Origin of the sequence: Flavobacterium sp. LHD-80 (genome assembly GCF_030929605.1) — a bacterium.
Taxonomy (GTDB): domain Bacteria; phylum Bacteroidota; class Bacteroidia; order Flavobacteriales; family Flavobacteriaceae; genus Flavobacterium.
In genome coordinates, this window is sequence record NZ_JAVFVS010000004.1 from 737,691 (window position 1) to 756,173 (window position 18,483).

Here is an 18,483-nt window from a genome sequence, read left to right on the forward strand (position 1 = left end):
CAGTTTGCAGTCACAATCACAATCTTGTGATTTCTCGTTCCTCGAAATAACATACCTTACTTGCAAACATTGAAGAAACTAATTAAATCTCACTTTCCTTTTGTCGATGCTGAAACATATTTACAAATAAAAAAGTGCTCATTTTTCTTGCTCGACGTTTTAGCGTTTCTACATTTTCGCCTACAAAATGTTCGTCTAATGTCTGCGCCCAATAATTCAGCCAAATTCCAAATTCGTTTGCTGTAATTTTGCTTCCAAAATGCTCGTCAACTTCATTATGAACAGCATGCGGATTTCCTTTGTATTTGCGCACGGCAAATAAATTAGTTTCCCAAAAATCAGTCAGTTTTTCGAGATGCGCATCCCAATCGGTAATCATTTCATTAAAATAAAAGCCGATTTCTTTATCGGCTCTTATTTTAGCATAGAACTGATGTACTAAAAAAGAAACATCAGCTCTGTTTTCTATTTGTTTTTTCATAGAATAAAACTATTCAAGAGTATAAAGAATACGCTTAATATTCCACTTAAAAGAATAAAGTTAAAAACTGTTTTATGCTTCATTTGTGCTAATATTGAAGTGTTTGCAAATACACAAGCTAATACAATAATTGCAAGCTGAATCATTTGCGGAATAGAAGTTCCGTTTGCTAAAACGTACATGGCAGCGGCGCCACCTAAACAGCTTTGGCCAATTACTGCCATTGCAGCAGAACCCATATAATTTCTATTAAAAATGTCGAATGTTGATTGATATAGTGTCATGATATTGTGATTTTTATACCACAAAGGTACAGGCACAATACAATTGCATTTTATGATTAAAATCATAAAACAAGAACTTTTTTATCGATATACTTTTCGGTTTATAATCTTTAATTCACCTTTCTTTTCTAAATTTTTTATTGTTCTGATTACTGTTTCGACACGCAGTCCGGTTAAATCACCAATTTGCTGTCGGGTAAAATTAATGAGATAGCCATTAGATTCTTTTTTAAAATTAAAATAAGCAATTCCGTGATCGATTAATTTTAAAACTCGATGTTCTGGCTCGTGAGTTGAAATTTCAGCAGCCATAACAGATTTATAATATAATCTTTGGGCGAGGTTTTCGATTATTTTAATGCTTATTACAGGATTTTCTTCAAGCAGTTTCATGAAGGTTGGCTTTGGAAGAAGAAAAATTTCGCAGTCTTCAACAGCAATGGCATTCGCAGGATATTTTTGATTTAAAAATAAAGGCGGTTCCCCAAAAGATTGATCTTTATAAAAGATACCTTGAATAAATTCGCGTCCGTCATCATTATAATTACTCATTTTAATTTCACCCGAAATAATTTGGTAATAATGTGTAGGCAAATTTCCTTCTTCAAAAATAAGATCATTTTTTTCGAAGGATTTTTTTAAGGCGCCATATTTTTCTAATAATGATGTAGTGATCATAATTTTTTCATTGGTTATCAGTGATGATTGTACAAATATAATTCATTCAAAATAGTTCTTCTACGTCAAAAACTTTTTACTTTTACGGCCATTATGGAGCAAAAATTACTCAATATACACCAACAGATTTTAGATGCTAAGAAAAGTGGACAAAAATTATTGGCCATTTTACTAGATCCTGATAAAATTGCATTGGAAAATCTAGATCATTTATTACTTAAAATAAATCAATCTCCGGCTACGCATATTTTTGTGGGAGGAAGTATTGTTGAAAATACAATTTTAGAAGAATTAATTGCGCAGTTAAAAGAAAAAACAAATTTGCCTGTGATTATTTTTCCAGGCGATCCTTCGCAAATTTCACCTCAGGCCGATGCAATTTTATTTTTATCGTTATTATCTGGCCGAAATCCGGATTATTTGATTGAATATCAGGTTCAGGCGGCGCCAATTCTTAAAAAGACAAATTTAGAGGTTATTTCTACGGGATATATTTTGATCGAAAGTGGCAATGAAACTGCGGTAGCACGCGTTAGTAAAACAAAACCGTTGAATCGAGAAAATTTTGATTTGGTTTTGGCAACTGCACAAGCCGGAGAAATGCTTGGGAACAAATTAATGTATTTAGAGGCCGGAAGTGGTGCTAAAAACGCAGTACCGCTGGAAATGATACAGTTAATTTCGCAAAATATAGAAATTCCTATAATTGTTGGAGGAGGAATTGTAGATTTGCACGGAATTCAAAACGCATACAAAGCAGGTGCAGATTTAGTAGTTATTGGAACTGCTTTTGAAAACGACAGTCATTTTTTTGAATCATAAAAACAACCAAATAACCAGACCAAATGATAGATTTTTTTCTTGACAGTTACAAAAATGCTCCATTGTGGCATATTGCTTTAGAGTTTTTGGTATTTGTCTTCGGAATTTTAAGTGTTTGGTTTGCTAAAAAAGAGAATATTTGGGTATATCCAACAGGATTAATTGCGACTGTAATTTCGGTATATCTGTTATATGCCGCAGGTTACATTGGCGATATGATTATCAACGGATATTTTTCAATTATGAGCATTTATGGCTGGTATGTGTGGGCGCGAGGAGGAACGGTTGAAGATAATTTACCTATTACTCGTACAAATTTTAATGAAAAAATAATCGGAATCGTACTGTTTATTGTGACCGTTTTTGTAGTTTTCGGGATTTATAAATATTTCGATTATAAAATCAATCCAGACAATTATGTCGATATGATTTCATCGGGAATATTTTTTGCGGGAATGTGGTACATGGCCAGGAAAAAAATCGAAAACTGGACACTTTGGATTATTGGCGATATAATTGTTGTGCCTCTTTATGCCTACCGTGGCTTAGGGATGCTGTCACTTCAATATTTAATTTTTACAATTTTGGCTATTTCAGCTTATTTAGAATGGAGAAAAATCTTAGACAGCAAAAAACAACTATCATAAAAATTGCTTTGTTTGGTCCTGAAAGCACGGGAAAAACAACTTTAGCAAAACAGCTTGCAGATTACTACGAAACCGAATGGGTTCCTGAATTTGCACGCGATTATTTGCAGGAAAAATGGGAAGAAAATCAGCATATTTGCGTAGCTGATGATATGATGCCAATTGCATACGGACAAACTGCTTTAGAAAACGAAAAGCTTTCTCAAGCAAAAAAATACCTGTTCTGCGACACCAATTTAATGGTTACCAAAGTTTTTTCTGAAATGTATTATGGTTTCTGTGATCCGCTTTTAAATGAAGCTGCACTTGAGCATGAATACGATTTGTTTTTCCTGACGGATATTGATGTTCCTTGGGAAAAAGATGATATTAGAGACTCTCCAAACGGAAGAGAAACAGTGTTTTCTGTTTTTAAGCAAACTTTAATTGATACAAGAAAGCCCTTTATAACATTGTCAGGCGATAAAGAAAGCCGTTTGGCAAAAGCAACTGCAATTATTGATGAACTTGCGATGGCTAAAGAACGTGGTTTTTCGTCAGAAGATTTTGTTCAATTGTATGAGCGCGGAATTTCTTTTGATAATGTTTTAAAGCAATTGAAAATCTTTAAAAAAGGAATCACAAAAAGTAACTTAATAAGTCCAGCAACAATTGAAGACGGAATTTTAGCTTTTTCGGAATCAGAATTTGAAGAAAAAGCTGCTTTTTTTGATTCGCAAAAAGAAAAACTTAAAATTAAAAAATTCGTTCCGGCTTCTGGCGCCGCTACTAGAATGTTTAAGTTTTTAAGAGCTTTCTTAAATGATTTCGATATTGAAAAAGAGACTATAAACGCTTACATAAACAGACAAAAAGACAAAGAGCTTTCAATTTTTATTGTAGCAATGGATAAGTTTCCGTTTTTTAAAGCAATTGATAAAAAACTGAAATCAATTTATCCTGATTTTGAAAATTTAGAACGCGATTATAAAAATTACTATTTCATAAAAACATTGCTTTCTCAGGATTATTTTGCTTTTGCAGATAAACCAAAAGCAGTTTTGCCTTTTCATAAATATAAAGATCATATTGCAAATCCTATTGAAGAACATTTGAATGAATGCGTTCATTATGCTTCTTCAAATAAAGTTTCGAATCTCCATTTTACAGTAACTCAGGCGCATCAAGGATTATTCGAAAAAGAAATTGATGTACTTAAGCAAAAAGTGGAGAAGGATTCTGGTATTCAAATTAATATTGGTTACTCTTATCAAAATGCTGGAACAGACTCAATTGCAGTTGACACAAAAAATAGATTGGTTAGGGATAAAAATGAAGCGCTAATTTTCAGGCCGGGTGGACATGGTGCTTTGATTCAGAATTTAAATGCGCTGGAAGCTGATGTTATTTTCATTAAAAATATTGACAATGTGATTCAAAATCATATTGATAAAATTACATTATACAAAAAAGCACTGGCAGGAATTTTGATTGAAGCGCAACAAAAAGTTTTCAATTTTTTAAATGCAATTGATCAGGAAAAAATAAGAGAAAGCCAATTAGATGAAATGGTTCTTTTTCTGTCGGAAGAACTAAATATTGAGATATCAAGCGATTTTGAGATGTTTACTTTTGAGAATAAAATCAGCAAAATAAAAGAGCTTTTAAATCGTCCAATCAGAGTTTGCGGAATGGTCAAAAATGAAGGTGAACCTGGCGGAGGACCGTTTTGGGTAATGAACGATAAAGGAATAAAATCACTTCAGATTGTCGAAACTTCTCAAGTTGATTTATCAGATAAAAAACAGTCTAAAATTTTAGCTGAAGCAACTCACTTTAATCCAGTAGATTTAGTTTGCGGAATTAAAAATTATAAAGGAGAGAAGTTTGATTTGCAGAGTTTTGTGGATCAAAAAACAGGTTTTATCGTTGAGAAAAGCGTTGATGGCAAAACGGTTAAAAATTACGAATTACCAGGATTATGGAACGGATCAATGGCGCACTGGCTGACTATTTTTGTTGCCGTTCCGTTAATTACTTTTAATCCGGTGAAAACGGTAAACGATTTACTGAAAGCTCCGCATCAGCCACAATAATGGATATCGATAAAATCATATCAGAATTAACTTTTAAAGCCGTTAGAAGCAGTGGCGCTGGCGGGCAAAATGTGAACAAGGTTTCTTCAAAAGTCGTTTTGTCTTTTGATTTAAATGCTTCACAAGGCTTGTCTGAAGAAGAAAAATTGCTTTTACAAACTAATATTGCCGCACGTTTAACTTCTGAAAATATGCTGATTTTAAATTGCGACGAAGATCGTAGCCAGCTTAAAAACAAAGATATTGTTATAAAACGTTTTTTGGAAATAATCAAAAAAGGATTGTTTGTTCCGAAGGTTAGAAAAGCTACAAAAGTTCCGAAATCTGTAATTAAAAAAAGAATTAAGGATAAAAAAAATGTTTCTGATTTAAAACAATCACGAAGAAAACCTGATTTTTAGTATTAAGATTTTAGAATTAAGTATTAAGAAACTTCAAAAACGAAAAATCTTAATACTTTATACATTTCTCTTAATACTTTTCTATATTTGCACTGTCTCAAAGGGGTGCTCTAAATAACGAGCTGAGATCATACCCAAAGAACCTGAGCGAGTAATGTTGCTAAGGGAAAAAACGACACTATCGAGCGTGCACACTTTATTTTGTCGTGAAACAATTTTATTAATTTAACAAAAGAATAATTCCCCCTTTTATTCGTAATTTTTTACGAATGAAAACACTTTTTGAAGGTACTAAGGTACTAAGTTGCAAAGGTTCTAAGTTGAACCAAAAATCTATTTTCTTTACTCTATTCTCTTTATTCTATTCTCTTTTCTCTTTTTCTCAGGAACAAGATTCTACTAAAGTAAATCAGCTTGATGATGTATTGGTTTCAGCTGTTCGTGTTACTGCAAAAACTCCAGTTACGTTTAGTAATATGGATAAAAAAGAAATTAAATACCGAAATCTTGGACAAGATATTCCTACTTTAATGAATTATCTTCCTTCGGTAGTTACAACTTCTGATGCTGGAAACGGAATAGGTTATAGCGGTATCCGCGTTCGTGGAAGCGATGCGACGAGAGTAAATGTCACTATTAACGGAATTCCGTATAACGATGCTGAAAGTCAAGGAACTTTTTGGGTAAACATGCCTGATTTTGCTTCTTCTGTCGAAAGTCTGCAATTACAGCGTGGCGTTGGAACTTCTACAAACGGTTCTGGAGCTTTTGGAGCAAGTTTAAACATGCTGACAGATAATTACGCTTCAAAAGCAAATGGCGAAATTTCAAGTTCTTTTGGAAGTTTTAATTCGCAGAAAAATACAGTAAAATTCAGCACAGGTTTATTAAATGATCATTTCGAATTGGCTGGACGTTTGTCTAGAATTAAATCGGATGGTTATATTGATCGAGCGAGTTCTGATTTGAAATCTTATTTCTTGCAGGGAACTTATGTTGGCAAAACAACTTTAATTAAAGCTTTGGTTTTTGGTGGAACCGAGAAAACATATCAATCTTGGAACGGAATTGATCCCGAAACGATGAATGAAAATCGTACTTTCAACTCAGCTGGTATGTATACAGACGAATCTGGAAATGTTCGTTTTTACGATAATGAGACTGATAATTACAAACAAGATCATTATCAATTGCATTGGAGCGAATCATTTTCGGATAAATGGAGCAGTAATTTAGCTTTTCACTATACAAAAGGAAAAGGATATTACGAAAATTATAAAGAAGATGCTGATATGGCCGATTATAATCTAGATCCCGTTGGTACAATCACGACAACAGATTTAGTACGCCAAAAATGGTTGGATAATGATTTCTACGGAACCACTTTTTCGTTAAAATATAAAGATGAAAAACTGGATGTTATTTTTGGCGGAGGCTGGAATAAATACGAAGGTGATCATTACGGGAAAGTGATTTGGGCGAGATATGCATCAAACTCAGAATTGGGAGATCATTATTATGACGATTTTTCAACAAAAACTGATGGTAATATTTTCGCGAAAGCAAATTATCAGTTTACAGAGAAATTGAGTTTCTACGGAGATCTTCAATATCGAAATGTAAAGTATAAAGCGAATAGTGCTGAAACAGGTTTAGTTGATGACAACTTCAATTTCTTCAATCCGAAAGCGGGTTTGAACTACGAAATCAATCAAAAAAACACTTTGTACTTTTCATATGCGCGAGCGAATCGTGAACCAAATAGAACAGATTATGAAGGCGGAAATGTAAAACCAGAAAAACTGAATGATTTTGAATTAGGTTGGAGATTCAATTCGGAAAGCTTCCAGCTGAATTCTAATTTCTATTACATGGCATACAAAGATCAGTTGATATTAACTGGAACATTAGACGATGTTGGTGCGCCAATTCGCTCTAATACGGATAAAAGTTACCGTTTAGGATTTGAATTTGATGCTACAATTAAACTTTCGGAACAATTTATTCTTCGACCAAACTTTACTTTAAGCAGCAATAAAAATGTTGATTTGGCTGTTGAAGGACAAAATTACGGAACAACTAAAATTGCGTATTCTCCAGAAGTTATCGCAGGAAATATAATTGTATATAGTCCAATTCAGAGTTTACATATTTCGTTATTGCAAAAATACGTTGGCGAGCAATACATGAATAATATTGAATTGCCATCGGCAAAACTGGCGGATTATTTTGTAAACGATTTGAATGTATCTTATGAAATAAAGCCAAAATCGGTTTTCAAATCTATTATGATCACAGGTATGGTGAACAATATTTTAGATAAAAAATATGTTTCAAACGGATATATGTGGGATGTTTATCCGTACTATTATCCTCAGGCGGGAATTAATTTCTTAGCCGGATTAACTTTGAAATTCTAAAAAATAAAAAAGCCTGAAAATTTAAACTTTCAGGCTTTTTTTATTTTAATTATAAACGTGAATCACAGATCCTATGACTTCGACACGATATTGTTTTAAAGGATATTCTTTTCCTCCAAGGCCAGTAAATAAACTATATTGCGTTTTGTCGCAAGAACAGACTGCGTTGATGCCGTCAATTGTCATTGCTGTACAAGAAGTGAGTTCCTGATTAGGGCAGGCAGCATCAAAAGCATTGTAACCGCTTCCTGCGTTAAAAACAATAATTCCCTTTGCTCCAAAGTTAGGAACAATGACTCCATTACTTACAAATTTTAAATTCGAATAAGCTGGCAAATTCATGTCAACAGATAAATTTACAGAGTAGTTTGGAATGTAAGGATTTTTGTTGCTGCGTTCGCTGTCGCTACAGGCGGAAAGTGCACAAACAAAGACGATTAAGAGCCAGATTTTTTTCATTCTTTTAGTAAGGATTAAGGAAACAAAAATAAAATATTTAGTTTTGATTTTTATATGATTAACATATAATTATGTACTATTAAAAATAATAGTATATTTGTAATACAAAATCCCGTCCCGATGGGATTTTTTGTATTTATATAAACGATGAAGTTATGAGTAAAGTATCTTATTATACAGCAGAAGGATTAAAAAAATTAAAAGATGAGTTGGAGCATTTAAAAAGTGTAATGCGTCCAAAGGCATCTCAAGATATAGCAGAGGCAAGAGATAAAGGTGATTTATCTGAGAACGCAGAATATGATGCAGCAAAAGAAGCACAAGGTTTATTAGAAATGAGAATTGCTAAGCTGGAAGAAGTGTATTCTAATGCCAGATTAATTGACGAATCACAATTAGATGTTTCGAAAGTTTTGGTTTTATCGAATGTGAAAATCAAAAACCAAAGCAACGGAATGGAAATGAAATATACACTTGTTGCAGAAAGTGAAGCCGATTTGAAAACTGGAAAAATCTCAGTAACTTCTCCTATTGGAAAAGGTTTATTAGGGAAATCAGTTGGAGAAGTAGCCGAAATCACGGTTCCAAATGGTGTTTTGAAATTTGAAATTTTAGAAATTTCAAGAGACTAAATATTTTTAGTTTAATCGTTTAACTGTTTAATCGGTTAAACGAATAAACAGTTAAACGATTAACCAGAAAAAATGGCATCAATATTCACTAAAATAGTAAATGGAGAAATTCCGGCATATAAAGTTGCTGAAGACGACAACTTTTTGGCTTTTTTAGACGTTAACCCAAATGCAAAAGGACACACACTTTGCATTCCGAAACAAGAAATCGATAAGATTTTTGATATGGATGATGAGCTGTATTTAGGGTTGATGAAGTTTTCCAAAAAAGTAGCAATCGCTTTAGAAAAAACAGTTCCGTGCAAAAGAGTAGGTGTTGCAGTTGTAGGATTAGAAGTTCCTCACACGCATGTGCACTTGATTCCGTTAAACCATATGGATGAGATGCGCTTTCAAAACAAAGTAAAACTTTCTCAAGAAGAGTTTGAAGCTTTAGCGAAAAGTATCCAAGCGAATTTGTAAATCATTAGAAAGATAAAGCAAACTATTTGTCAGGCTGAGCGAAGCCGAAGCCCCGCAAAGTTTGGTTTTAATAAGAATAAAAAAAATGCAGTAATTAATTTTACTGCATTTTTTTATTTAACTGAATCTGAAAAGTAGTTCCTTTTCCAATTTCAGAATGTAAAACTTTGATTTTGCCGCTATGGTATTCTTCAACAATTCTTTTAGTTAACGAAAGTCCTAAACCCCAGCCACGTTTTTTGGTCGTAAAACCAGTTTCAAAAACGGTTTTGAATTGCTTTTTTGGTATTCCAGTTCCAGAGTCTTTTACATTTATTTTTACGTGATTTACATCTTGTTCAATTTGAAGTTCTAAACTTCCTTTTCCTTTCATGGCATCAATGGCATTTTTTACCAAATTTTCGATTGTCCAACTGTAAAGAATTGGATTTATTTGAACCATAATAGGGTCTTGAGGCGTATGATAAGAGAAAGCAACTTGTTTTGAAAAACGCGATTGTAAATATTTAAAAGCGTTTAAAGTCTCAGTAACAATATCATGCGTTTCTAAAACAGGAACAGAACCAATTTTTGAAAAACGATCGGTAATTGTCTGTAAGCGTGTGATGTCTTTCTCAATTTCTGAAGTGATAGACGAATCAATATCTTCTGTTTTTAAAATCTCAATCCAGCCAATTAAGGATGACAAAGGCGTACCAATTTGATGTGCCGTTTCTTTTGCCATTCCTGCCCACAGCTTATTTTGCGTAGCCATTTTTGTGCTTTTATAAAAGTTGTAAATCAAAGCAACAAAGAGAAATACGATAAGCAATAAAGCAATTGGATAATATTTTAATTTGTTAAGCAAAGCCGAATTGCCATAATACAAATGTTGGTATTTTCCTGGAGCGTACTCAAAAGTTATAGGTTCATTTTCACTGCTTAAATTCTTTAAAAAAGCTTTTAGCTGTTTTTTATCATTCAGGATTTCATCAGGAACATTTTTTGAACTTACGACATTGTCATAAAGCATTAATACCACTGGAATCGAAGTATTGTTGCTGAAAATTTGAAGAGGCAGTTCGACATCTGTATTTTCATCTGCATTTACAATTGTAATTTGCGCATCGGCAAAAAGCTTCATTTTCAGACGCTCTTCATTTTTGAAAATTTGGAAAAAAGTATAAGTGTTCCAAAGAATCAATGTAATGATTAAAAAGGAAATAAGAATTATAACCCAGCGAGTTGTATTTCTGCGTTCAGAAAAATGCATAAATTAATTTTTGAGGTATAAATATAACGAAATAAACGCATTTTATATTTTGCATTTGTTTAAAGATTTTTGTTTTTATGTCTTAAACTATTTCTTCGAATTAAACCATTTCTATACTTTTGCAGTTACCAAAATGAGGTTTGGTTAAAAAGAAAAAATTATGATTAGCATCGATCCAAAAGAGATACCAACGGCAAAATTGCATGGTTATCTGCAAAGTTCAGTAGGACCGCGTCCTATTGCATTTGCAAGTACAATTAGTGCAGAAGGAATTCCTAATTTGTCTCCCTTTAGCTTTTTTAATGTGTTCAGTGCCAATCCTCCAATTTTGATTTTTTCGCCAGCGAGACGAGTTCGAGACAATACTGTAAAACATACTTTAATTAATGCCGAAGCAACACGCGAAGTTGTAATTAATGTAGTGAATTATGATTTGGTACAGCAGACTTCTTTAGCAAGCACCGAATATGCAGAAGGTGTAAACGAATTTATAAAAGCTGGTTTAACACAAATTCCGTCAGATTTGGTAAAACCGTATCGTGTAAAAGAATCTCCGGTGCAGTTTGAATGTAAGATAACGCAGATTATTCCGTTAGGAACAGAAGGCGGAGCAGGAAATTTGATTTTGTGTGAAGTGGTTAAAATGCATATTCATGAATCTATTTTAGATGAAAATGGAGCAATTGATCAGCATAAAATTGATTTGGTTTCACGACTTGGAAAAGACTGGTATTCAAGATCTAATCAAGGGCTTTTTGAAGTGCCAAAACCGCTTACAACTCTTGGCGTAGGTGTCGATGCAATTCCGAATTATATCAAGGAAAGCCCTGTTTTTACTGGAAATGATCTTGGTAAGCTCGGAAATATTGAGGCCTTGCCTACAATGGAAGAAGTTAGTATATTTGTGAAAGAAAATTTTTCTGTGAAAGGAGTTTTAAGCTCAGATGATCAGGAAAAAGTGCATTTAGAAGCCAAAAAATATCTGAATAATGACGATATTGAATCGGCTTGGAAAGTGCTTTTAGCTAAAAAATAAGAATAGAAACAATAATTAATTATAGACGAAGATGGAAGTTATAGGAAAAGTAAAAGTGGTTAATCCTGAGCAACAAGTTAGTGCTTCATTCAAAAAAAGAGAATTAGTAGTTACTACAGATGAGCAGTATCCACAGCACATTTTAATCGAATTTACACAAGATAAATGCGATTTATTAAGCAGCTATAAGCAAGGTGAAGCAGTAAAAGTTTCTATCAATTTAAGAGGAAGAGAATGGGTTAACCCACAAGGTGAAACTAGATATTTTAATAGTATTCAAGGTTGGAGAATCGAAAGATTAGCTCCAGAAGGTCCAGCACAAGGAGCTCCAATGCCAGCAGCAGAGACATTTGCTCCAGCAGCTAGCATTAACGAAGACGAACCAGACGATTTACCTTTCTAAGAAATTAGAAATTTCAATAATTAAATTCCAAATTCCAATTCATTAACGTGAATTTGGAGTTTGGAATTTTGTTTTTACTCTCAGTTATGTCATTTCGACGAAGGAGAAATCACACACGAAACTCGCCAAAGATTGTCGACGCACTTTGCGGTCCTTCGACTTCGCTCAGGATGACAAACGGTAGCTATAAGCTTCGATGAGTTATCCTTTTGGAATTTGGAATTTTGTTTTTGGATTTTTTCAATATTGATAATTTTAAAACATGTATTATTTATTAAAAGATTTATTTTTCCCGCCAGTTTCAGAAGCCGATGAAGAAGGAATTCTGGCTGTTGGCGGTGACTTAAATCCGGAACGATTGAAATTAGCGTATAACAGCGGCATCTTTCCATGGTTTAATGAAGGAGAACCCATACTTTGGTGGGCACCAGATCCTAGAATGGTATTGTTTTTTGATGAATTGGTAATATCCAAAAGCATGCGAAATATTCTGAATCGGAAAATGTTTAAGGTTACTTATAATAAAAATTTCAAAGAAGTTATTTCGAATTGCCAGCAGATAAAACGTGATGGGCAAAGCGGTACTTGGATTTCCAACGAAATGATCGATGCATATTGCAAACTAAATGAAGAAGGAATTGCAAAATCGGTTGAGGTTTGGCAGGACGAAAAATTGGTTGGTGGTCTTTATGGAATTGATTTGGGAAAAGGAACTATTTTTTGTGGAGAAAGTATGTTTTCTAAAGTTTCAAATGCATCAAAGGTTGCTTTTATTGCTTTAGCTTTATATTTGCAAAAAGAAAATTACAAATTATTAGATTGCCAGGTCTATAACCCGCATTTAGAGAGTTTAGGCTGTCGCGAAATTGATCGTGATGAATTTATGTCCATTTTAAAAAGCAAGTAATATGAGTGCAGTTCATGTTGTAAAGGAAATTTATATTTATCCAATAAAAAGTTTGGCAGGAATAAGCTGTGAAGTTGCTTTGGCTGAAGAAATGGGTTTTGAGAACGATCGAAGATGGATGTTGATTGATGCAGAAAATCAAATGATTACGCAAAGAGAACATCGAATAATGAGTCAGTTTTATCCTCAGATTTTAGATGGAAAAATCAGTATTACTTTTGAAAATCAAAAGCATGAATTTTCTGTTGATGAACATTTTGGAAACGCTTTAAAAGTGAATGTTTGGGATGATCAAAGCGAAGTTGTTGAGGTTAATGAAAATACTTCAAATTGGTTCAGCCAACATTTAGGTTTTGAATGTAAATTAGTCAAGATACTAAAAAATGGAGCTCGTAAACATGAAAGCTCCAGATTAAAAGAAACTTTCAATGTTAGCTTGGCAGATGGTTATCCTTATTTATTAATTGGATCAAAAAGTTTGGATTTTTTAAATGATAAATTGGATGAGAAAATCACAATAAAAAGGTTTCGCCCAAACATTGTAGTAAGTACTGAAAACCCTCATGAAGAAGATGATTTTAATACTTTTTCAATTGGAGAAGTTCAATTTAAAAATATAAAACCTTGCGGAAGATGTATTATGGTGAATAATGATCCGGAAAATGGACGTTTGAAAAAAGAACCTTTAAAAACATTAAGCAAATACAGAAATGTTGATAATTCGGTTTTATTCGGAACTAATATTGTGAGTTTGAATGCGGGAAATATCAAGGTTGGAGATACGCTTGTTTTCTAGAAATTCAGTTTTGTAAAATTCCAATTTAGCGTATTAAAAATTATAATTTCATTTTTTAAAGAAGGTAATTCTAAAATTACTTTTAGTGTTTCATGCGCCATCATATTTCCAATAATTCCTGGTAAAGTTCCCATAACGCCATTCAAATTGCAATTCGGAACATCTTTTGGATCTGGCATTTCAGGAAATAAATCACGCAAATTTTTACTTCCATTGTGATTAAAGACAGCAATTTGGCCTTCAAATTTCAAAATACTTCCGTAAATCAAAGGTTTGTTTAGCTGAACGCAAGTATCGTTGACCAAATAACGTGTTGTAAAATTATCTGAACCATCGACAATTATATCATATTGGTTTATGATTTTTGAAGCATTTTCCAAGGTTAATTTCTCCGTAATTGCAACAGCTTCAATAAGCGGATTTAATTTCGAAACCACTTCTTTTGCCACAATCGCTTTTTGTTGCCCAATTTCATTTTCGGTATATAATATTTGTCGATGCAGATTGTGAATCTCAATAGTATCAAAATCCATAATTCCAATAAAACCAACTCCAGCAGTAGCAATATATTGTAAAATGGGACAACCCAAACCACCAGCTCCAATTACTAAAACTCGTGCTTTTTTTAGTTTTTTCTGACCTTCATCGCCAATTTCAGGAAGTATAGTTTGTCTGTTGTAACGAAGGAATTCTTGTATGATGCTCATTTTTTAATTGTGAATTGTGAGTTGTGAATTGTAAAATGTTAAGTATTCAAACTTGAAACTTGAAACTTGAAACTTGAAACATTTCAACTATAAACCTTGTCCCAATCTTTCCAAACAGGTTCATAGCCTTTGCTTTTTATAATTTTTGAAATTTCTTCAGCAGAGCGTTCATCGCTGATTTCAAATTGTTCTAATGATTGCGGATCAACCACATAACCACCCGGATTTGTTTTAGAACCGGCACTCATACTCGTAACACCAATCGGAATAATATTGTTTCTGAATTTTTCATTTTCTCTAGTCGAAATTGAAATTTCTAGATCTTCATTCCATAAACGATACGCACAAATTAATTGCGTCAAATCTTTGTCATCCATAATAAAATTGGGTTCAATAATTCCTTCAGCTGGACGAAGACGTGGGAAAGAAACAGAATATTTTGTCTGCCAATATTTCTTTTGAAGATAATCTAAATGCAAAGCGTTAAAAAAACTGTCGGTGCGCCAATCTTCCAAACCTAGTAAAACACCCAAACCAATTTTATGAATTCCAGCCGTTCCAATTCGATCTGGAGTTTCCAATCTATAATCAAAATTTGATTTTTTGCCTTTGGTATGGTATTTTTTATAAACTTCCTGATGATACGTTTCCTGATAAACCAAAACGGAATAAACTCCAGCATCGTGTAATCGCTTATAATCTTCTGTAGAAAGTGGCTGTACTTCAACAGAAATAATCGAAAATTCTTTTCTAATTAAATCAATTGCATTCAGGAAATAATTGATGTTTACGCTATAATTTGCTTCGCCAGTAACCAATAAAACTTGATCAAAACCTGTATTTTTTAACGCTTCAACTTCGAGTTTTATTTCGGCATCAGTCAGTGTTTTTCGTTTGATTTTATTGTCTAAACTGAAACCGCAATAGGTACAAATGTTTTGGCATTCGTTGCTCAAATACAATGGTGCATACATTTGGATTGTTTTTCCAAAACGTTTTTTAGTGATTTCATGGCATTTTTGAGCCATTTCTTCCAGATAATTTTGTGCAATAGGAGAAATCAGAATCAAAAAATCATCGAGATTGTATTTGGTTTTAGCCAAAGTTCGCTCGACATCTTTTGAAGTTGTTTGGTATATTTTGGTTTGAATGTCATCCCAATTATATTGGTCAAAAATAGATTTGAATGTGTTGTTCATAGTTTTTGGTTTTTAACCGCAAGGCACGCTAAGAATTACGCAAGGTTCGCTAAGCTTTACGTGCTTTGCGTGCTTTGCGGAAAAACCTTGCGAACTTTGCGGTTAAATTATTTAGTCATAAAGAAAAGAAGTCAAAGGACTAGAAGCTATAGCAAAATTCTGCTTATGAGCAACTTTAGCTTCAAAAGCTTTTCTTCCAGCTATTACAGCTTCTTTAAAAGCTTCGGCCATTAATTTTGGATTTCCGGCAACGGCAATTGCAGTATTAACCAAAACAGCATCGGCACCAATTTCCATTGCTTTTGCAGCATCAGAAGGAGCGCCAATTCCAGCATCAACAATAACAGGAACATTGCTTTGTTCAATTATAATTTCTAAAAAATCAATAGTTTTCAAACCTTTATTGCTTCCAATTGGTGAACCCAAAGGCATAACTGCAGCAGTTCCGGCACTTTCTAAATGTTTACACAAAACGGGATCGGCGTGAATGTAGGGAAGAACTATAAAACCCAATTTTGCCAATTCTTCAGTCGCTTTTAAAGTCTCAATTGGATCCGGCATTAAGTATTTTGGATCGGGATGAATTTCTAGTTTTACCCAATTTGTTTCTAATGCTTCTCTGGCCAATTGTGCTGCAAAAACAGCTTCTTTCGCATTTCTTGCGCCAGATGTATTTGGCAGTAAATTTATATTTGGATGTTTTAAATGCGATAAAATAGCATCAGTATCGGTTTCCAAATCGATACGTTTTAAAGCAACAGTTACCAATTCACTTTCTGAAGCTAAAATGGCATTTTCCATTTCTTCATTCGAACCAAATTTTCCAGTTCCTAAAAACAATCGGGATTTGAAGCTTTTGTCTCCAATATTAAACAATGACGTTTGCATATAATTTTTCGTTTAATTGTTGAATTAGTATTTTCTTTTCAGGGCTTTCTGTGATGATTCCAGAAACGGCAATTCCGTAAATTCCAGTTTCCATTAAAGGGTTTACATCTTTCAAAGTGATTCCTCCAATAGCGTAAACCGGAATTTCGATTTTATTTTTTTTCATTTTTTGAAGAATTTCAAAATAGCCTGATAAACCTAAAATCGGACTTAGTTTTTCCTTTGTATCAGTAAATCGAAAAGGACCTAAACCAATATAATCGCATCCGTTTTGAACATGGTTTCGAATATCTTCAAAAGTATTTGCCGTTCCACCAATGATCTTGGTTTTGCCTAAAATGGCTCGTGCCTCTTTTATATTCATGTCTGTTAAACCAAGATGAACCCCGTCTGCCGCAATTTGTTGTGCGAGATATAAATCGTCATTTACAATAAAGTTTGCCAAATATTCTTCGCATAAAACTTTTACGGCTTCGGCCAAAGTAAAGGTGTTTTTAGCGTTTTGATTTTTAAAGCGCATTTGTATCCAATCACAGCCGGCGTCAAGTGCTTGATGAATATTATATAATTGTTCTTCGATTGTTTTTCCCTGCGATATATATTGCATTTTATTATACATAATGATATCCTATTAGTGTTGAAGTTGAACTTAAGTATTTTTCTATGTAGGTTTTAGCATTTTGACAAGCAGCTTCAATAGTTTGATTTAGGGCTAAATTAGAAGCGATTGCCGAAGAAAGTACACAGCCTGAACCATGTTTTTCTGAACAGTTTTTATTAGTTGGAAACAAATCGATGATTTTATTTTTCAAAAACAATTGATCTTTTCCAACTTCATTTAAATTATGACCGCCTTTTAGTAAAATTGCAGTTGAAATTTCATTTTCAATCCAAAGATGATCTTTTGTAAAACCAGGAAGTAATTTTTCAATTTCTATATAATTAGGCGTGATCAAATCAATTTTTGATAGGATTTTGCTTAAGTCTAAACGATCTTCAACGTTTAAAAACTCGAATTTTGTAGTTGATTTCAAGACCGGATCCCAAACAATTTGTGTAGTTGGTGACAGTAGTTTTATAGTCGAAAGAATTCGGTTTAAATAATGCAAAGATGGAACGATTCCAATTTTTACCACGCTGATTTTATAGGTTAGAAAAAAGGTTTCAATTGATCGAATAACAAAGCTTAAATTGATCCATTGGATTTCATAAAATTTATTTTCGGTCTGAATTGTATTGGCAGTCGCAATTGCAAAGCCAGCAACTTTATGCTGTTCAAATGTTTTGATATCAGCCAAAATTCCTGCGCCTCCAGAAGGATCTAAGCCTGCGATTGTAAGTGCGTAAGGACGATTTTCTGACATAATTTAAATTGTTTTAATGGATTTTCGGCATTCCAAATTGTTCCCAAAAGTGCAACATCATCAAAACCTGCTTCAAGTGTTTTTTGAATTTTTTCAGGGTCAATTCCGCCTAAAGCGACCACTTTTGTTCTGTAATTTGTTCTTGATTTTATTTCTCCAAAAAGATCTCTTTTCGGATGATAATTTTCCTTTGAAATACTTTTGAAAATCGGACTTAGAAAAGCATAATCAAAATTTTGAAGAGAATTGAAATCTTCAATTGAATGTGTTGACGTTGATTTCGACCTACAAGGTTTTGAAAACCTTGCAGGAGAATTTCTGTTGTTTTCAGAAAAATGAATTCTGCTAATTCCAAAATCTTCAGCCAAATGATAATGACTGTGCAGAACTAGATTAGTACGAAATTCTACTTTTATCTGATGAATAAATTGCGCCATTTCCAATTCAGAAAAATCAGGTTTTCTGATATGAAGCAAAGGCAATCCTTCTTCAAATAAAGAATGAAGAATGTCAATTTCATCTTCAACTAAAAAAGGATTCGAAATTACAATCATATCTGGATAGTATTAA

The 18,483-nt window shown here is 33.2% G+C and carries 22 protein-coding genes; 11 read left to right on the plus strand and 11 right to left on the minus strand.

What is annotated here, in order from left to right; genetic code table 11:
* Positions 1-82 precede the first annotated feature (82 nt).
* The 3 genes from RB619_RS07700 to RB619_RS07710 form a co-directional block, all read right to left on the minus strand.
* Positions 83-481, minus strand: a complete 399-nt coding sequence (locus tag RB619_RS07700) for a group III truncated hemoglobin (protein WP_308096032.1) — start codon at positions 479-481, stop codon at positions 83-85.
* Positions 478-765: a hypothetical protein gene (locus RB619_RS07705; RefSeq protein ID WP_308096035.1), complete on the minus strand. Its 288-nt coding sequence runs from the start codon at positions 763-765 to the stop codon at positions 478-480. The genes RB619_RS07700 and RB619_RS07705 overlap by 4 nt, the downstream gene beginning before the upstream one ends.
* A gap of 81 nt (positions 766-846) precedes the next feature.
* Complete coding sequence (locus tag RB619_RS07710) at positions 847-1,443, minus strand: Crp/Fnr family transcriptional regulator (RefSeq protein ID WP_308096038.1); 597 nt, start codon at positions 1,441-1,443, stop codon at positions 847-849.
* Between the two features lie 93 nt (positions 1,444-1,536).
* Here RB619_RS07710 and RB619_RS07715 point away from each other — a divergent pair, with 93 nt between their 5' ends.
* The 5 genes from RB619_RS07715 (at position 1,537) to RB619_RS07735 (ending at position 7,808) form a co-directional block, all read left to right on the plus strand.
* Positions 1,537-2,265, plus strand: a complete 729-nt coding sequence (locus RB619_RS07715; protein WP_308096041.1) for a geranylgeranylglyceryl/heptaprenylglyceryl phosphate synthase — start codon at positions 1,537-1,539, stop codon at positions 2,263-2,265.
* Between the two features lie 23 nt (positions 2,266-2,288).
* Entirely contained in the window at positions 2,289-2,912 is a 624-nt protein-coding gene (pnuC, locus tag RB619_RS07720; protein WP_308096044.1) for a nicotinamide riboside transporter PnuC, read from the plus strand.
* Positions 2,873-4,987, plus strand: coding sequence for a DUF4301 family protein (locus RB619_RS07725; protein ID WP_308096046.1), 2,115 nt, complete (start codon positions 2,873-2,875; stop codon positions 4,985-4,987). The genes pnuC and RB619_RS07725 overlap by 40 nt, the downstream gene beginning before the upstream one ends.
* A complete protein-coding gene (arfB, locus tag RB619_RS07730) occupies positions 4,987-5,388 on the plus strand; it encodes an alternative ribosome rescue aminoacyl-tRNA hydrolase ArfB (RefSeq protein WP_308096049.1) in 402 nt (133 codons plus the stop codon). Before RB619_RS07725 ends, arfB begins: the two co-directional genes overlap by 1 nt.
* 269 nt (positions 5,389-5,657) lie before the next feature.
* Positions 5,658-7,808: a TonB-dependent receptor domain-containing protein gene (locus RB619_RS07735; RefSeq protein ID WP_308096051.1), complete on the plus strand. Its 2,151-nt coding sequence runs from the start codon at positions 5,658-5,660 to the stop codon at positions 7,806-7,808.
* A 45-nt stretch (positions 7,809-7,853) separates the two neighbouring features.
* Here RB619_RS07735 and RB619_RS07740 read toward each other — a convergent pair whose 3' ends face one another.
* Complete coding sequence (locus RB619_RS07740) at positions 7,854-8,267, minus strand: hypothetical protein (RefSeq protein WP_155101260.1); 414 nt, start codon at positions 8,265-8,267, stop codon at positions 7,854-7,856.
* Between the two features lie 155 nt (positions 8,268-8,422).
* On the opposite strand from RB619_RS07740, the gene greA reads away from it, so the two are divergent.
* Both greA and RB619_RS07750 read left to right on the plus strand, forming a co-directional pair.
* A complete protein-coding gene (greA, locus tag RB619_RS07745) occupies positions 8,423-8,899 on the plus strand; it encodes a transcription elongation factor GreA (RefSeq protein ID WP_053472608.1) in 477 nt (158 codons plus the stop codon).
* Between the two features lie 72 nt (positions 8,900-8,971).
* Positions 8,972-9,361, plus strand: a complete 390-nt coding sequence (locus RB619_RS07750; protein WP_308096057.1) for an HIT family protein — start codon at positions 8,972-8,974, stop codon at positions 9,359-9,361.
* A 100-nt stretch (positions 9,362-9,461) separates the two neighbouring features.
* On the opposite strand, the gene RB619_RS07755 is transcribed toward RB619_RS07750, so the two are convergent.
* Positions 9,462-10,613: a HAMP domain-containing sensor histidine kinase gene (locus tag RB619_RS07755; protein ID WP_308096060.1), complete on the minus strand. Its 1,152-nt coding sequence runs from the start codon at positions 10,611-10,613 to the stop codon at positions 9,462-9,464.
* Positions 10,614-10,773: 160 nt separating this feature from the next.
* Between RB619_RS07755 and RB619_RS07760 the strand changes: the two genes are divergently transcribed.
* The 4 genes from RB619_RS07760 to RB619_RS07775 all read left to right on the plus strand — a co-directional run bounded on the left by RB619_RS07760 (position 10,774) and on the right by RB619_RS07775 (position 13,755).
* On the plus strand, positions 10,774-11,649 hold the full coding sequence (locus RB619_RS07760) for a flavin reductase family protein (protein ID WP_308096062.1): 876 nt from the start codon (positions 10,774-10,776) through the stop codon (positions 11,647-11,649).
* A 31-nt stretch (positions 11,650-11,680) separates the two neighbouring features.
* On the plus strand, positions 11,681-12,052 hold the full coding sequence (locus RB619_RS07765) for a DUF3127 domain-containing protein (RefSeq protein WP_308096065.1): 372 nt from the start codon (positions 11,681-11,683) through the stop codon (positions 12,050-12,052).
* Between the two features lie 262 nt (positions 12,053-12,314).
* Positions 12,315-12,959 (plus strand): leucyl/phenylalanyl-tRNA--protein transferase, encoded by a 645-nt coding sequence (gene aat / locus RB619_RS07770; protein ID WP_308096067.1) that lies wholly within the window; start codon positions 12,315-12,317, stop codon positions 12,957-12,959.
* Between the two features lies 1 nt (position 12,960).
* Positions 12,961-13,755 carry an MOSC domain-containing protein gene (locus RB619_RS07775; RefSeq protein WP_308096069.1) on the plus strand — a complete coding sequence of 265 codons (795 nt, stop codon included), beginning with the start codon at positions 12,961-12,963 and terminating at the stop codon, positions 13,753-13,755.
* Here the strand turns inward: RB619_RS07775 and RB619_RS07780 are convergent.
* The 6 genes from RB619_RS07780 to RB619_RS07805 all read right to left on the minus strand — a co-directional run bounded on the left by RB619_RS07780 (position 13,752) and on the right by RB619_RS07805 (position 18,467).
* On the minus strand, positions 13,752-14,462 hold the full coding sequence (locus RB619_RS07780; RefSeq protein ID WP_308096071.1) for a HesA/MoeB/ThiF family protein: 711 nt from the start codon (positions 14,460-14,462) through the stop codon (positions 13,752-13,754). The genes RB619_RS07775 and RB619_RS07780 overlap by 4 nt on opposite strands.
* Positions 14,463-14,545: 83 nt before the next feature.
* Positions 14,546-15,661, minus strand: coding sequence for a 2-iminoacetate synthase ThiH (gene thiH, locus RB619_RS07785; RefSeq protein ID WP_308096073.1), 1,116 nt, complete (start codon positions 15,659-15,661; stop codon positions 14,546-14,548).
* A gap of 111 nt (positions 15,662-15,772) precedes the next feature.
* Positions 15,773-16,549, minus strand: a complete 777-nt coding sequence (locus tag RB619_RS07790; protein ID WP_308096076.1) for a thiazole synthase — start codon at positions 16,547-16,549, stop codon at positions 15,773-15,775.
* A complete protein-coding gene (locus RB619_RS07795; RefSeq protein ID WP_308096078.1) occupies positions 16,530-17,168 on the minus strand; it encodes a thiamine phosphate synthase in 639 nt (212 codons plus the stop codon). Before RB619_RS07795 ends, RB619_RS07790 begins: the two co-directional genes overlap by 20 nt.
* Positions 17,161-17,913, minus strand: a complete 753-nt coding sequence (locus tag RB619_RS07800) for a hydroxymethylpyrimidine/phosphomethylpyrimidine kinase (RefSeq protein WP_308096081.1) — start codon at positions 17,911-17,913, stop codon at positions 17,161-17,163. The genes RB619_RS07795 and RB619_RS07800 overlap by 8 nt, the downstream gene beginning before the upstream one ends.
* Positions 17,871-18,467 carry a thiamine phosphate synthase gene (locus RB619_RS07805; protein WP_308096083.1) on the minus strand — a complete coding sequence of 199 codons (597 nt, stop codon included), beginning with the start codon at positions 18,465-18,467 and terminating at the stop codon, positions 17,871-17,873. The genes RB619_RS07800 and RB619_RS07805 overlap by 43 nt, the downstream gene beginning before the upstream one ends.
* Positions 18,468-18,483: the final 16 nt, after the last annotated feature.